At 72.8% G+C, this 13838-nt stretch carries 15 protein-coding genes; 6 read left to right on the top strand and 9 right to left on the bottom strand.

Going from position 1 to position 13838, the window contains the following annotated elements:
* Positions 1–11 precede the first annotated feature (11 nt).
* A complete protein-coding gene (locus tag ACZ7CH_RS15055; protein ID WP_470374147.1) occupies positions 12–1478 on the bottom strand; it encodes a catalase in 1467 nt (488 codons plus the stop codon).
* A gap of 18 nt (positions 1479–1496) precedes the next feature.
* Positions 1497–1919: a Fur family transcriptional regulator gene (locus tag ACZ7CH_RS15050; protein ID WP_470374146.1), complete on the bottom strand. Its 423-nt coding sequence runs from the start codon at positions 1917–1919 to the stop codon at positions 1497–1499.
* A gap of 110 nt (positions 1920–2029) precedes the next feature.
* On the opposite strand from ACZ7CH_RS15050, the gene ACZ7CH_RS15045 reads away from it, so the two are divergent.
* Complete coding sequence (locus ACZ7CH_RS15045; RefSeq protein ID WP_470374145.1) at positions 2030–2707, top strand: MOSC domain-containing protein; 678 nt, start codon at positions 2030–2032, stop codon at positions 2705–2707.
* A 23-nt stretch (positions 2708–2730) separates the two neighbouring features.
* Here ACZ7CH_RS15045 and ACZ7CH_RS15040 read toward each other — a convergent pair whose 3' ends face one another.
* Positions 2731–3378 (bottom strand): MarR family winged helix-turn-helix transcriptional regulator, encoded by a 648-nt coding sequence (locus tag ACZ7CH_RS15040; RefSeq protein ID WP_458432576.1) that lies wholly within the window; start codon positions 3376–3378, stop codon positions 2731–2733.
* A 215-nt stretch (positions 3379–3593) separates the two neighbouring features.
* On the opposite strand from ACZ7CH_RS15040, the gene ACZ7CH_RS15035 reads away from it, so the two are divergent.
* From ACZ7CH_RS15035 to ACZ7CH_RS15025, 3 genes are read left to right on the top strand one after another with little or no spacing between them, the layout of a single operon-like run.
* Entirely contained in the window at positions 3594–4184 is a 591-nt protein-coding gene (locus ACZ7CH_RS15035; RefSeq protein WP_470374144.1) for a protoglobin domain-containing protein, read from the top strand.
* Positions 4178–4732: a redoxin domain-containing protein gene (locus ACZ7CH_RS15030; protein WP_458432572.1), complete on the top strand. Its 555-nt coding sequence runs from the start codon at positions 4178–4180 to the stop codon at positions 4730–4732. Before ACZ7CH_RS15035 ends, ACZ7CH_RS15030 begins: the two co-directional genes overlap by 7 nt.
* Before the next feature lie 29 nt (positions 4733–4761).
* Complete coding sequence (locus ACZ7CH_RS15025; protein WP_470374143.1) at positions 4762–5301, top strand: carboxymuconolactone decarboxylase family protein; 540 nt, start codon at positions 4762–4764, stop codon at positions 5299–5301.
* Between the two features lie 46 nt (positions 5302–5347).
* Here the strand turns inward: ACZ7CH_RS15025 and ppk2 are convergent, their stop codons facing one another.
* From ppk2 to ACZ7CH_RS14995, 6 genes are all read right to left on the bottom strand, one after another.
* Complete coding sequence (ppk2, locus tag ACZ7CH_RS15020; protein ID WP_458432568.1) at positions 5348–6313, bottom strand: polyphosphate kinase 2; 966 nt, start codon at positions 6311–6313, stop codon at positions 5348–5350.
* A gap of 77 nt (positions 6314–6390) precedes the next feature.
* Positions 6391–6909, bottom strand: coding sequence for a hypothetical protein (locus ACZ7CH_RS15015; protein WP_470374142.1), 519 nt, complete (start codon positions 6907–6909; stop codon positions 6391–6393).
* On the bottom strand, positions 6906–8264 hold the full coding sequence (locus tag ACZ7CH_RS15010; RefSeq protein WP_470374141.1) for a hypothetical protein: 1359 nt from the start codon (positions 8262–8264) through the stop codon (positions 6906–6908). Before ACZ7CH_RS15010 ends, ACZ7CH_RS15015 begins: the two co-directional genes overlap by 4 nt.
* 25 nt (positions 8265–8289) lie before the next feature.
* Entirely contained in the window at positions 8290–9057 is a 768-nt protein-coding gene (locus ACZ7CH_RS15005) for an ABC transporter ATP-binding protein (RefSeq protein ID WP_360384264.1), read from the bottom strand.
* Positions 9054–9845 carry a cupin domain-containing protein gene (locus tag ACZ7CH_RS15000; protein ID WP_470374140.1) on the bottom strand — a complete coding sequence of 264 codons (792 nt, stop codon included), beginning with the start codon at positions 9843–9845 and terminating at the stop codon, positions 9054–9056. Before ACZ7CH_RS15000 ends, ACZ7CH_RS15005 begins: the two co-directional genes overlap by 4 nt.
* On the bottom strand, positions 9842–10393 hold the full coding sequence (locus ACZ7CH_RS14995; protein WP_360384968.1) for an RNA polymerase sigma factor: 552 nt from the start codon (positions 10391–10393) through the stop codon (positions 9842–9844). The genes ACZ7CH_RS15000 and ACZ7CH_RS14995 overlap by 4 nt, the downstream gene beginning before the upstream one ends.
* Positions 10394–10538: 145 nt before the next feature.
* On the opposite strand from ACZ7CH_RS14995, the gene ACZ7CH_RS14990 reads away from it, so the two are divergent.
* On the top strand, positions 10539–11303 hold the full coding sequence (locus ACZ7CH_RS14990; protein WP_360384260.1) for an ABC transporter ATP-binding protein: 765 nt from the start codon (positions 10539–10541) through the stop codon (positions 11301–11303).
* Positions 11303–13768, top strand: a complete 2466-nt coding sequence (locus ACZ7CH_RS14985; RefSeq protein WP_470374196.1) for an ABC transporter permease — start codon at positions 11303–11305, stop codon at positions 13766–13768. Before ACZ7CH_RS14990 ends, ACZ7CH_RS14985 begins: the two co-directional genes overlap by 1 nt.
* Positions 13769–13838 lie beyond the last annotated feature (70 nt).

The following is a 13838-nucleotide window of genomic DNA, read 5'->3' as shown; positions in this document are numbered from 1 at the left end:
CGCGGGGCGGTTCACAACGCGCCGATCGCCTCGCACGCCTTGCGCACGCCCTCGCCGTACGCGGGATCGGCCTGGCCGCAGTGGAAGACGTGCCGTTCGACGGTCTCCCTGCGCGCGCCCTTGATCGCCCGCGCGGTGTTGTCGAACAACCGCTGCTGCTCCTCGCCGGTCATCAGCCGGAACAGGTCGCCGGGCTGCTCGAAGTAGTTGTCGTCGTCCGCGCGGAAGTCGAACCGGTCCGCGGTGGCGCCGACGGCCTGGGCCGGCTCGGTGTAGGCGGGCTGCTCGGACCAGCGGCCGTGGTTGTTCGGCTGGATGCCGGGCACGCCGCCCTGGTTGCCGTCGACCCGCATGGCGCCGTCGCGGTGGTAGGTGTTCACGAGCCGCGCGCCGTTGGGGTGGTTGACCGGGATCTGGTGGTGGTTCACGCCGAGCCGGTACCGCGCCGCGTCGCCGTAGGAGAACAGCCTGCCCTGCAACATCCTGTCCGGGCTCAGCGAGATGCCGGGCACGACGTTCGCCGGGGTGAACGCGACCTGCTCGACGTCGGCGAAGTAGTTGTCCGGGTTGCGGTCCAGGCGCAGCTCGCCCGCCTCGATGAGCGGGTAGTCCTTCTTGCTCCACACCTTGGTGAGGTCGAAGGGGTGGAAGCGGTAGCTCGCGGCGTCGGCCTCCGGCATCACCTGGAGGTAGAGCGTCCAGGCCGGGTGCTCGCCCCGTTCGATGGCGTCGTACAGGTCGCGCTGGTGCGACTCGCGGTCCCGGCCGATCAGCTCACCGGCCTGCTGGTCGGTCAGGTTCTCGATGCCCTGCCGGGTGCGGAAGTGGAACTTGACCCAGTGCCGCACGCCGTCGGCGTTGACCATGCTGTAGGTGTGCGAGCCGAAACCGTGCATGTGCCGGTAGGAACGCGGGATGCCGCGGTCGCTCATCACGATCGTCACCTGGTGCAGCGCCTCGGGCAGGTTCGTCCAGAAGCCCCAGTTGTTCTCGGGGTCGCGCAGGTTGGTCCGCGGGTCCCGCTTCACGGCGCGCGCGAGGTCGGGGAACTTGAGCGGGTCGCGGAAGAAGAACACCGGCGTGTTGTTGCCGACCACGTCCCAGTTGCCCTCCGCGGTGTAGAAGCGGGTGGCGAAGCCGCGGATGTCGCGTTCGGCGTCGGCGGCGCCGCGTTCGCCCGCCACCGTGGAGAACCGCAGGAACGTCTCACACCGGTTGCCGACCGCGCTGAACAACGCGGCGCTGGTGTAGGCGGTCAGGTCGGCGGTGACGGTGAACGTGCCGAACGCGCCGGAGCCCTTCGCGTGCATCCGCCGCTCCGGGATCACCTCGCGGTCGAAGTGCGCGAGCTTCTCCAGCAGCCACAGGTCCTGCAGCAGCACCGGGCCGCGCGGACCCGCGGTGAGGCTGTTCTGGTTGTCGGCGACCGGTGCGCCGGCGGCGGTGGTCAGCGGGTCGGTGTTGTCCTCGAACGCCATCAGGGAAACCTTCTCGGGTCAGGGGTTCTGGGCTGCGAGGTGGCACGGGGAGCACAGCCCCCGGTGCACGACCTCGGTCTCGTCGACGCGGAAACCGTGCGTCTGCGGGAACTGCGGTGGAGCCGGGTGCTCGCCGCGCTCGACGTCGGCCACCGCGTCGCAACCGCGGCACACCAGGTGGTCGTGGTCGTGACCGCGCAGCTCGAAGCGGGCCGGCGCGCCGGTGTCCAGCCGGCGCACCAACCGTGCGTCGGTCAACGCCGTGAGCACGTCGTAGAGCGCTTGGGTGGACACCGATCCGATGTCCGCGCGGACGGCCCGGCCCAGCTGCTCGACGTCGGCGTGTGGATGGCTGCCGAGCGCCGACAGCACGGCGAGCCGTTGTTTCGTGACCCTCAACGAGGCTCCGCGCAACGCGGCGACCAGGTCGTCAGCGGTCAAGGCGGGCTCCTCATCGACAACAATAGTTAGGACTCCTAGCAAGATTGTGGCATGCTCGGCCCGCTTCGATCAACCAGTCCGGATCAGTTCAAGAAAACGGGGGAGACCCGATGAGCGACGCTCACGTGGTGGTCGTGTCCACCGGAGTCGTGCGGGAGCTGCCGTGGCGGGGGCGTGCGGTGATCACCGCCATCGCGAAAACGCCCACGCCCCACCGGGTGGAGGTCGGCCGCCTCGGTCTGGCGGGGGACGAGCAGGGGGACGTGGAGAACCACGGCGGGCCGAACAAGGCGGTCCTGCTGTACTCCGCCGAGCACTACACCGCCTGGAGCGAGGAGATCGGTGAGCTCGCGATGCCCGCGTTCGGTGAGAACCTCACGACGTCAGGACTGCTGGAGAGCGACGCGGTGATCGGTGCGGTGTACTCCGTCGGATCGGTGCTGCTGCAGGTGTCCCAGCCCCGGCGGCCCTGCTTCAAGCTCGCCGCCCGGCACGGGGTGGACGACCTGGCGGTGCGCGCGCAACGCAGTGGCCGCACCGGTTTCTACTGCCGGGTGCTCCAGCCGGGACACCTCGTGCACGGCGACCGGCTGATCCCGGTGAGCACGCCGATGCACGGCATCACCGCCGCGGAGGTGCACCGCGTCGTCAACCTCGACCGCGGTGACCGGGAGGGTGCCCGGCACCTGCTCCGGCACGCCGGGGTGCTGCCCGAGTCGTGGGCGGGGATGCTGCGGCGGCGGCTCGACGGGCGGCTCGACTCGCAGTCCGAACGCCTGCACGGCTGAGCCGACCGGCTCGGACCGCAGGCTCAGGGTGCGGTGGTGCGCTGCCTGCGCCGGACCGCCGGCGTCTTGGCCGGTTCCGCCTCGTGCTCCGGGCAGTCCGTGCGCAACCCGGCCAGTGGCAACGGCATGCGCAGCAGGTGGCAGTGGTGCGGCGCGTCCGGCTCGGGGTGTTCGTTCGGCCCGAAGAAACGGCATGTCGTGCATGTGCGCGACACGGTCACCACGCCCGTGCGCTGCAGGTCCGCGATCACCCGCAGCAACGTGTGCAGCGTGGTCGCGCGGTCCGCGTCGGGCAGTGCGCCGAGCGCGGCCGTCAGCGGGTCGTCCCAAGAGGACAGTCGACGCGCGACCTCCTCGCCGCCGGGGGTCAGCGCCAGCGACCGCCTGCGCCCGTCCGTGCCGGGGGAGCGGGTCACGAACTCCTTGCGCTCCAACGCGGCCACCGCGTCGGACATCGTCGGCGTGGTGACGTCGAACTCCTGCGCCAGTGCGGCCACCTCGCGCCGTGCCTGCGGTTGCTGCGCCAGTGCCAGCACCGCCTGCTGCTGCAACGGCGTCAGCCCGTGCTCCCGCGCGGTGCGCTGGGCCAGCGACCGCATGCCGTGCCCGATCCGCTCGATGGCGTCGGCGAGCCGCCGGTCGAGGCCGGCCGTGCCGTCGGTGTCAGTCATGCGATCCGCCCTGTGACTAGTGCTTTCCCGGCGATCGTACGCACCGGGCGCAAATCGCCCCGGCTGAGACGTGGGTCACCTGAGCGAAGAACTAGGTAGGAGTCCTACCTAGTTTGTGACAGACTGACGTTCACCTCCTCCGGGACCGCTCCGGTCCCGGAACCTCGCCCCACTGGGGACGAGCGGACTTCTCCGTCCTCGCGAAGGAAAGCGACATGATCACTCCTGAACCCGTACCGGGCTACACCCACGACGACCCCGGTCTGGCCCCGTCCCCGGTCACCCCGACCGACCTGGAGCTGCTGCTGGCCACCGTCCTGTTCGGACCGGAGGACCGGGAGGCCCTGCTACTGGCCGGTGAGGTCCTCAGTGGACAGATCGAGCAGGTCCTGGACGTCTGGTACGGGTTCGTCGGCTCGCACCCGCACCTCGTGGCCTACTTCGCCACGCCGGACGGCACGCCGATCCCCGAGTACCTCGCACGGGTCCGCGCCCGGTTCGCCCGCTGGATCACCGACACCTGCACCCGCCCGTACGACGAGCGCTGGCTCGCCTACCAGCAGGAGATCGCGCTGCGGCACACCGTGCCGAAGAAGAACGAGACCGACCACGCCGACTCGGTGCCGCACATCCCGTTGCGCTACATCATCGCGTTCGTCTACCCGATCACCGCGACGATCCGGCCGTTCCTCGCGGCGGGCGGCCACGACGAGCAGCAGGTCGACGCCATGCACCAGGCCTGGTTCAAGGCGGTCACCCTCCAGGTCGCGCTGTGGTCGCAGCCCTACGCCGGGCGGTCGTGGTGAGCCCGCTGCCGGCACCCGCGTCCGATCCGCTCACGCAGGCGCCGCCGTGGGAGACCACCGAGTGGTTCAACAGCGAGCCGCTCGACCTGGCCGGCCTGCGCGGCCGCGTGGTCGTGCTGGAGGCGTTCCAGATGCTCTGCCCCGGCTGCGTGAGCCACGCGCTGCCGCAGGCCGTGCGCCTGGCGAAGACCTTCGGCGACGACCTCGCCGTCATCGGCCTGCACACCGTGTTCGAGCACCACGGCGCGATGACCCCGGTGAGCCTCAAGGCGTTCCTGCACGAGTACCGCATCCCGTTCCCGGTCGGCGTCGACGCGGCGAGCGGCGACCACCCGGCGCCGGTCACGTTCAGCCGCTACCGCATGCGGGGCACGCCCACCACCGTGCTCATCGACCGCGACGGCGTGCTGCGCGGCCACCAGCTCGGCCAGGTCGACGACATGTCGCTGGCCTCGGCCGTGACGCGCCTGCTCGACGGCGCCGTCCCACCCGCCGTGGACGGCACCACTCCACCCGCCGTCTGCTCCGTCGACGGCACCTGCACCTGATCCCGTTCCACAACATCAAGGAGAGAACCATGTCCCGCATCGAGCTCACCGACCCCGACCAGATCACCGACGAGCGCGCCGAGACCCTGGCGCAGATCAAGGGCGCCTTCGGCCTGGTGCCGAACATGTTCCGCGCGGTCGCCAACTCCCCGGCCGCACTGCGGAGCATGTGGGCCCAGTTCGGCGCACTGGGCGGAGGCGTGCTCGGCGCCAAGCTCGGTGAGATGGTCGCCGTGGCCGTCGCCGACCGCAACCACTGCGACTACTGCCTCTCGGCGCACACGATGCTCGGCAAGAAGGCCGGCGCCACCACCGCCGAGATGACCAGCGCGCAGAGCGGCCAGTCCGACGACCCGCGCGCCGCCGCCATGCTCGCCCTGGCCGTGACCCTGGTCGACAAGCGCGGCCAGATCGCGGACTCCGACGTGCAGGCCGCGCGCGACGCCGGGCTGAGCCAGGAGGAGATCGTGGAGACGGTGGCGCACGTGGCGCTGAACGTGTTCACCAACTACATCAACGTGGCGCTGGACGTGCCGGTGGACTTCACCCGCGTGTCGCTGACCCGTTGACGGACACCGGAGGCCGGGGAGCGGTGCCAGGCTCCCCGGCTCCCGGTCACGGGTGCAGCCCCGGTCCCGGTTCGGCGCTCGGCGCGATCGGCGTCGGGCTCAACGCCGTGTCGTCCTCGCCCTCCTCCAGCAACGTCGCCGCGGCGCCGACGACCCGGACGTCGGGCGTCCCGACGGCCTCGACGTCCTTGTCGGCGTAGTCGAACCGCGCCAGCACGCTGCGCATCGCCTCGATCCGCGCGCGCTTCTTGTCGTTGCTCTTCACCACGGTCCACGGCGCGATCTCGGTGTCCGTGGACCGGAACATCGCGACCTTGGCCTCGGTGTAGTCGTCCCAGCGGTCCAGCGACTTGATGTCGTTGGGGCTGAGCTTCCACTGCCGCACCGGGTCGATCTGCCGGATCACGAACCGGGTGCGCTGTTCGTTGCGCGACACCGAGAACCACAGCTTCACCAGCAGCACGCCGTCCTCGACGAGCATCCGCTCGAACTCCGGCGCCTGCTTCATGAACAGGTCGTACTCGTCCTTCGTGCAGTAACCCATGACGTGCTCGACGACGGCCCGGTTGTACCAGGACCGGTCGAACAGCACGATCTCGCCCGCGGTCGGCAGCTCGCGGACGTAGCGCTGGAAGTACCACTCGCCGCGCTCGCGCTCACTCGGCTTGCCGAGTGCCACGGTGCGCAGGCCGCGGGGGTCGAGGTGTTCGCTGAAGCGCTTGATGGTGCCGCCCTTGCCGGCGGCGTCACGGCCCTCGAAGAGGATCACGAGCCGTTGCCCGGTCTCGGTCACCCAGTGCTGCAGCTTCAGCAGCTCGATCTGCAGCAGCCGCTTGACCCGTTCGTACTCCGGGCGCGACATCCGCTCGGTGAACGGGTAGTTCTCCCGCCACGTCAGCACTTCGCGCCCGCTGGCGTCGCGCAGGATCGGTTCGTCCGCGTCCGAGTCGGGGAACTCGGCGGTGTATCCCTCGGCGAGCAGGTCCGCTGAGTCGACAGTCAGGTCCGTCACGAAATCGTACATACCCGGCGGAACGGAAAAGAAACCGCCATTCATGTTCTGGCGGGGCCCAAGGATGTCTTAGCTCACTATAAGTTCAGTGCAGGCTGAAATAAAACGTAGACAGCAGTTCCGGCAACACCGAATGCCACCATCACCACACCGGCCTGGACCGAGTCCGGCGGCGCGACCAACCAGCTGTCGGTGAAGAACGTGACGGCGAACGCCGCGCACGGCAGCGGCCAGGCCAGGTGCCCGCCGAAGAACGCGGCGCCCAGCGCGGCAAGTCCCGCCATGCCGACGCACCCGCGCAGCACGAACGGCAGCGGCGCGGTGCCGGCGACGAGCACCACGGCCACGACGGTGATCGCGGCGACGTGGCCCAGCCGGTACAGCGGCCACGGCCAGGCCGCCGTCCGGTCGAGGTCCGCGTCCTGGCCGGACAGTCCGGTGGCCAGGGCGCAGACGGCGGCGGTGATGGCCAGCGCGGGCCACCTCGGGTCGGGCGCAGACGGGGCCACGACCCGGACGAGCAGGCAGCACACCACCGCTGCCAGTCCGGACGCGGGCACCTGCCGGCTGCGCGCGTAGAGCAGGAGGGCTCTCACAGCACCCCGCCGGTGAGCGCGGTGAGCTGGTCGCCCCGGCACGACAACCCGACCGCGCGGGCCGCGCTCACCTGACGCAGCTGCTGCTCCGGCGGGAGGGCGCGGAGCAGGTCCCAGGCCTGGCGGGCGGGTTCGGCGGCGGCTTCGCGCAGGAAGCGGTAGTTGTGCAGGTCGGTGAGCCGGCCGGTGAACCAGGCCGCGGTGGCGGTCCTGGCCGCCGTCTCGCGGACGGTGGCGCGGTCGCTGTCGAGGTCGGTGAAGCAGGTGGGGGTGCCCGCGCCGGCCACCAGCTCGGTGTGCCAGTCAGCGGGTTCGAAGTACTCGAACGCGCCGCCGGTCAGGTGGATCAGCACGACGTCCGGGGTGCGCGGGACGGTGTGCAGCGACCGGCTCGGCTGTGCGGCGTCGCGCACGGACGTGGGTGGGTCGGGGAGTTTCCGCAGCAGGCGCAGGGCTTCCTCGGCCGCCGGTGCGAGCTTGTCCAAAGAGGACTGGTCGAGCCGCGCCACGCACGCGGGCCCGCGACACACCAGTGCGGACACGGCCTCGTTGCGCACGAAGGTGCGGGCGGGCAGCACCGGCAACGCGACCGCCGCCCCGACGACGACGGGTACGAGCGCCGCCACCCGCAGCCGCGCGGACGGGGCGACGAGCAGCCAGAAGCCGGTCAGCGCCAGCCCCGTCAGCCAGATCGCCTGACCGAGGTGGACCGCGCCGGAGACGGTGGCGTAGACGTTGCGCACCGCCCACAGCGCCGGTGACAGCAGCACGACCTGGTTCGGCAGGACCTGCTCCGGTTGTGTTCCCGGGTCCTGCGAGATGGTGAGGAACACCAGCGCCACCATCGCGCTCACGGCGAGCAGCGGCGGTGTGAGGACGGACGGGAACACGCGGGCGAGGCCCATGCCCAGCCAGCCGCCCGCGACGACGGCCAGCGCGCCGACGGCGGTGGTCGGCAGCCAGGCGAGGTGGAAGATCCCGCCGTGCCACACGGCCTGGGCCGCGCCGAGTGCGAAGACCGCCAGGTAGCCGAGCGCCAGGCAGATCGCGAGGGCACCGGCGGTGGCCGCGCCGCGGTGCCAGGTGGGGCGGGCGGTGGTGGCGAGGAGGTCCCGGGTGCCCTCGCGGTGGTCGCGCAGGCCCGCGACGGCGCCCGCTCCCACGGTCAGCGGCCACAGGAAGACCAGCAGGAACCGCAGCCACTCGGCGGCGGTGTGCCACTGCGCGTCCCACGCCTCGCGGCCCTTCCACCACGGGGCGCTGAGGCTGTAGAGGACGGCCACCGCGCCGGCGACGAGCAGCAGGCCGGCCCAGGGGGCGAGGGAGCGCCGGAGCTCCAGGCGCAGGGCCCTCACCGCCGCCACCGCCGGGGTGAGGGCCTCACCACGTCCCACGCTGCCGCGGCGAGGCGAGCAACGCGCTGTAGCCGCGTTCGATCGGGCTGTCCCCGGCGTGTCCGGCGGTCCCCGCCGCCGCGAGCTGCGCCGGCGTGCCCTGGAACACGAGCCTGCCCTCGGCGAGCAGCACGACGTCGGTGCACGCGGCGGCGACGTCCTCGACCAAGTGGGTGGACACGACGACGCACGCGTCGGTGCCCAGTTCGGTGAGCAGGTCGCGGAACCGCAGGCGCTGGGCCGGGTCGAGGCCCGCAGTGGGTTCGTCGAGCAGCAGGACCTCCGGGTCGTTGACGATGGCCTGCGCGATGCCGGCGCGGCGGACCATGCCGCCGGACAGCGTCTTGAGGCGGTCGTCGGCGCGGTCGGCGAGCCCGGCCCGCTCGACGGCGCGCTGCACGGCGGCCGGGATCTCGGGGCCGGGCACCTCCTTGAGCCACGCCATGTACTCGACGAACTCGCGGACGGTGAACCGGCGGTAGTGGCCGAACTCCTGCGGCAGGTAGCCGATGCGCCGCCGCAGCGAGCGCAGGTCGGGGTCGCCGAGCAGGGACAGCGTGCCGGAGGCGGGGCGCAGCACGGTGGCCAGTGCGCGGATGAGGGTGGTCTTGCCGGCGCCGTTGGGGCCGAGCAGGCCGTGGACGCCGCGGCCCATGGTGAGCGTGACGCCGTCGACGGCGGTGCGGCGGCGGCCGACCTTGACCACGAGGTCGCGCGCCTCGATCTCCCAGGCGTAGGTGGTGGGTGCGGTCATCGGTAGGCCTCCAGGCGCGTGAAAGCGGTCCTGCGCAGGGCGATCAGGAGCAGTCCGAGTGCGAGCACGGCGACCCAGACCGGGGTGACGGCGGGGTCGAGGACGGGGGTGCGGCTGAGCGCCACGGTCGGTGCGGCGATCACGGCGGCCCACAGCACCACCAGGGCGGTGGCGGCGCGGGTGACGCCGATCAGCCCGCCCAGGGCGAGCGTGCCGGTCGTGAAGGCGAGGCACGGCAGCAGCCACTGGGCCGGCGAGGCGCCGGTGAGCCACCCGGCGACGGCCAGGCCGGGCAGGACGACCACGAGCACGCCCGCGGTGCGCCTGAGCACCAGCGGCAGACCGGCGCGCGGCGTGGCGGCGACGAGCTCGTAGGCCGGGTCGAGAGCACGCCCCCACGCCGCCGCCACGCCCAGCACGGGCAGAACGGGGGCGATGAGCAGCACCAGCGAGATGTCGTCGGGTGAGGCCGCCCCGAGCTGGTCGAGCAGGACCGAGGCGAGCGTGACCAGCATGATCATCGCGAGCCACGGACCGGCGACGGGGGAGGTCCACGTGGTGAGGCGGCGGCGCCACATCCGCGCGCGCGGCATCTGCGGGGTGTGGTCGAGCAGCGGGGCCAGCTGGGCCCACGCCGCGTCGGCCACGGGGTCGGGAGCGAGGCGGCCGCGGCACGGCGCGCAGGTCTCCAGGTGCGACTCGACCGCCCACAGCTGGTCGGCGGGGAGGTCCTGGGCACCGCGGGCGTACCGGCGCAGCAGCTGCTCCGCGGGGTGGTGGGCGGTCATGACAGTGCCTCCCGCATAGCGATCCTCGCCCGCCTCGCGCGGGTCTTGACGGTGCCCTCCGGCAGCCCGAGCAGCACCGAGGTCTCGCGCACCGACAGCCCGTCGAGCACCATCGCCTGCAGCACCTGCCGCAGCTCCGGCGCCAGGGTGCGCAGCGCGTCGCCGACCTCGTCGCCGACCACCCCGTCGAGCGCCTCGTCCTCCGCGGCGCGCACGACCGGCTCGACCGCGGCGGCGGTGGGCGGCTGGGCGTGGTGGGCGCGACGGCGGAAGGCGTCGACCAGCCGCCGGGCCGCGATGGTCCACAGCCAGCCGACCGCGCTGCCCCCGGTGGCGGCACCGGCGAAAGCGTCGGCGGCCCGCCAGACCGCCAGGTAGGTCTCCTGCAGCACCTCGGCGACGATCTGGTCGTCGGAGCACCGCCGGCGCAGCCGGATCGTGAGCCACGGCGCGGTGCGGCGGTAGAGCTCCTCGAACGCACGGCGGTCACCCCGTGCGACTCGGCGCACGAGGTGTTCCTCGTCGAGGACGGCGGGCTCACCCCGGATTGCTCTCACACTCCGCAAGACGTCGGGATCGCGGAACAGGTTCTCACGCTGGTGTGGTCTGCGTCACAAATCAGGCCGTGGAGAACCGGTCGCGGTGCCGCCGTCGTCTGGCCGCACAAATCCCGGCGAAGACGAAGCAGGTGCGATGACGGTGTCTCCAACGTCCCCAGTGTCCCGAGCGGAGGTCCGCGGGGCGGTGTCGTCACACGAACTGGTGAAGACCTACGGCAGCGGTCCGGCGGCGGTGCGCGCACTCGACGGCGTGAGCGTCGCGTTCCGCGCCGGCGAGCTGACCGCAATCATGGGCCCGTCCGGGTCGGGCAAGTCCACGCTGCTGCACTGCCTGGCCGGCCTGGACCGGGCCGACGCCGGCACCGTCCACATCGGAGATGCCGAGCTGACGGCGTTGTCCGACAACGGGTTGACCCGGTTGCGGCGCGACCGGGTCGGGTTCGTGTTCCAGTCGTTCAACCTGCTTCCGACGCTGTCCGCGCGGGACAACATCCTGCTCGCGCTGCGGCTGGCCGGTCGCGAGGTGGACCGCGAGTGGTTCGCGGCGGTCGTGGACACCCTCGGCCTGGGCGACCGGCTGCGGCACAAGCCCGCCGAGCTCTCCGGCGGCCAGCAGCAACGCGTGGCCTGCGCGCGGGCGCTGGTGGGCAAGCCGGACGTGGTGTTCGCCGACGAACCGACCGGCAACCTCGACTCCCGCACCGGCGCCGGCGTGCTGGAGTTCCTGCGCACCTCGGTGCGGGAGCTGGGACAGACCGTGGTGATGGTGACGCACGACCCGGTCGCCGCGTCCTACGGCGGCCGCGTGGTGCTGCTGGCCGACGGCCGGGTCGCGGGCGAGATCCACGACCCGACACCGGAGTCCGTGCTGGGCGTGCTCTCCAGGCTGGGGGCGTGATGCTGCGGACCACCCTGGCCGGGCTGCGCGCCCGGTTCGCGCGGCTGGTGCTGTCGTCGCTCGCGATCGTCGTCGGCGTCGCGTTCGTGTCGGGCACGGCGGTGCTGGCCGACGCGCTGCGGGCGGAGATGAGCGACGAGTTCGCCCGTTCGGCCCGCGGTGTCGACGCCGTCGTGGAACCGGTCGAGCGCGCGTTGCCGGACGTCGCCGCCGTGCGCGCCGTCGACGGTGTCGCCTCCGCCGAGCTGCGGCGCACGGTGCCCGTGCCGATCGTCGGCGCGTCCGGCCGTGCGGACGAGGCCGGCCTCGTGCCCCTCGCCGCCGACCCGGCACTGCGGCCGCAGGAGGTCGTGCGGGGCGCGCTGCCCGGCGCCGGGCAGGTCGCGGTCAGCGAACAGACCGCCCGCGACCGCGGCCTCGCGGTCGGAGCCGAGGTCACGCTGCTCGGCACCGACTCGGCGCCGGTGCGGTTCACCGTGAGCGGTGTCTACGACAGCGGCACCGCCGAACGCCCCGGCAGCGCCCAGGTCCTGCTGCCCGACGTCACGCCGTTCGTCGACCCGGCGCGACCGCCCTACGACGCCCTGGTCGTGGTGCGCTCGGCCGGAGCCGGCCAGGGCGAGCTCGTCGAGCGGCTGCGGGCCGCGCTGGGCGAGGAGTTCACCGTCTCCAGCGGCGCCGCCTACACCGAACGGCTGCTCGACCGCAGCGGCGGCAACGACGAGGTGGCGCTGGCGATGAGCCTCTTCGCGGTGGTCGCGCTCGTGGTGGCGGCGATGGTCGTCATGAACACGTTCACGATCCTCGTCGCCCAGCGCACCCGTGAGCTCGGCCTGCTGCGCAGCATCGGTGCCGGCCGCGGCCAGGTCTTCCGCTCGGTGCTGCTGGAGTCCGCCGTGCTCGGGCTGGTCGCCTCGGTGCTCGGCCTCGCAGCCGGGATCGGCCTGGCGGCGGCACTGCAGGCGGTGCTCGGGTCGTCGCCGGTGCGGCTGCCGGTCGGTGGTGCGGCGGTCGCCGGGGCGTTCGCCGTCGGGCTCGGCGTCACGCTGGTGGCCGCGCTGGCGCCGGCCCGGCGCGCGACCCGGATCTCCCCGATGGAGGTGCTGCGCACCCAGGCCGACAGCCGCGAGGAGGTCGCGCGCACCGGTCGGGCCCGCACCGTCGTGGCGGTCGTGCTGGCGGTCCTCGCCGCGCTGTGCGCCGGGCTGGCGCTGACCCAGGCCTCGGGGCCGAAGCTCGCCATGGTCCTCGCGGTCGCCGCCGGCATCGCCCTGCTCGCCGCGGTCGTGACCGCGGGCCCGCTGATCATCGGGCCGGTGCTGCGGGTGCTGGGCGCCCTGCCGCGGTCGCTGTTCGGCGTCCCGGCCGCGCTGGCGACGGCCAACGCCACCCGCAACCCGCGCCGCACCGCGGCCACCACGGCCGCGCTGCTGGTCGGCGTGGCGGTCGTGACGATGCTGACCGTGGTCGCGACCAGCGTGCAGAAGACCAGGGACACCGAATTGGCCGAGCGGTTCCCCGCCGACTACGAGGTCCGCAGCGCCGTGAGCGACCGCCCGCTGCCGTCGGCGTTGCTGGAGCGGATCAGCACCGCACCCGGTGTCGAGGCGGCCGGCGGCCAGACCTGGCTCCCGTTCACCTTCGGGCCGGGGGAGACCGGCCGGTGGGCCAACATGACCGCCGTTACCCCGGAAGCGCTCGGCACGCTGATCCGCCCCGAGGTCGTCCGCGGCGACCTGGGTTCGATGCGCGGCAACGGGATCGTGCTCACCGAGGAGACGGCCCGGAGGATCGGCGCGGACGTCGGCAGCGAGGTCACCGGCACCGTCGAGGAGACCTCCCGAGTCCTGCGCGTGGCCGCGGTGGTGAAACCGGCTGGCGGCGCCGACGCCTACACCGACCGTGCCGCCTGGCCCGGTACCGGCGTGGACACGATCGCGGTCAAGACGGCACCCGGCACCGACGGCAGGGCCGTGCTGGCCGCGGCGACCCAGTCCGTGCCGACCGCGCAGGTCGTGAGCTTCGCCGACGTCAGGGCCGGCTTCACCGCGCAGGTCGACCGGCTGCTGGCGTTCGTCTGGGCGATGATCGGGCTGGCGGTGCTGACGGCGTTGCTCGGCATCGCGAGCACCATGACGCTGTCGGTGCTGGAACGGCGCTGGGAGTCGGCCCTGCTGCGCGCGCTGGGGTTCACCCGCGCGGAGCTGCGCAGGGTGCTGCTGGTCGAATCGAGCCTCATCGCCCTCGCCGGTGCCGTGCTGGGCGCCCTCGTCGGGGGCACGGCCGCGGTGCTGCTCGTGGTGGCGCTGTCGCGGGACGACGAGCTGCGGATGGTCGTGTCCGTGCCGTTCGGGCAGCTGGTGGCGTTGTTCCTCGCGGTCGGCGTCGCGGGTGTGCTCGCGGCGGTGCTGCCGGCCCGCCGGGCGGCCTCCGCGTCGATCGTGGCCGGTCTGTCCGACCACTGAGCCGGACCGGGGCCCGGCCCGCGTGCTGCTCCGGGTCGGCGCCTGACCGTGTTCGGCGGCGACGAGCAGT

This window comes from Lentzea sp. NPDC037011, assembly GCF_055607425.1.
The sequence above is the reverse complement of the archived record's forward strand: the minus strand, read 5'-3'. Positions and strand labels throughout refer to the sequence as shown.

Bases quoted from the DNA above. Each gene is read 5' to 3' on its own strand.
- ACZ7CH_RS15055 (WP_470374147.1), bottom strand. From the start codon at position 1,478: ATGGCGTTCGAGGACAACACCGACCCGCTGACCACCGCCGCCGGCGCA.
- ACZ7CH_RS15040 (WP_458432576.1), bottom strand. From the start codon at position 3,378: ATGACTGACACCGACGGCACGGCCGGCCTCGACCGGCGGCTCGCCGAC.
- ACZ7CH_RS15035 (WP_470374144.1), top strand. From the start codon at position 3,594: ATGATCACTCCTGAACCCGTACCGGGCTACACCCACGACGACCCCGGT.
- ACZ7CH_RS15025 (WP_470374143.1), top strand. From the start codon at position 4,762: ATGTCCCGCATCGAGCTCACCGACCCCGACCAGATCACCGACGAGCGC.
- ACZ7CH_RS15045 (WP_470374145.1), top strand. From the start codon at position 2,030: ATGAGCGACGCTCACGTGGTGGTCGTGTCCACCGGAGTCGTGCGGGAG.
- ACZ7CH_RS14985 (WP_470374196.1), top strand. From the start codon at position 11,303: ATGCTGCGGACCACCCTGGCCGGGCTGCGCGCCCGGTTCGCGCGGCTG.
- ACZ7CH_RS15005 (WP_360384264.1), bottom strand. From the start codon at position 9,057: ATGACCGCACCCACCACCTACGCCTGGGAGATCGAGGCGCGCGACCTC.
- ACZ7CH_RS14990 (WP_360384260.1), top strand. From the start codon at position 10,539: ATGACGGTGTCTCCAACGTCCCCAGTGTCCCGAGCGGAGGTCCGCGGG.
- ACZ7CH_RS15000 (WP_470374140.1), bottom strand. From the start codon at position 9,845: ATGACCGCCCACCACCCCGCGGAGCAGCTGCTGCGCCGGTACGCCCGC.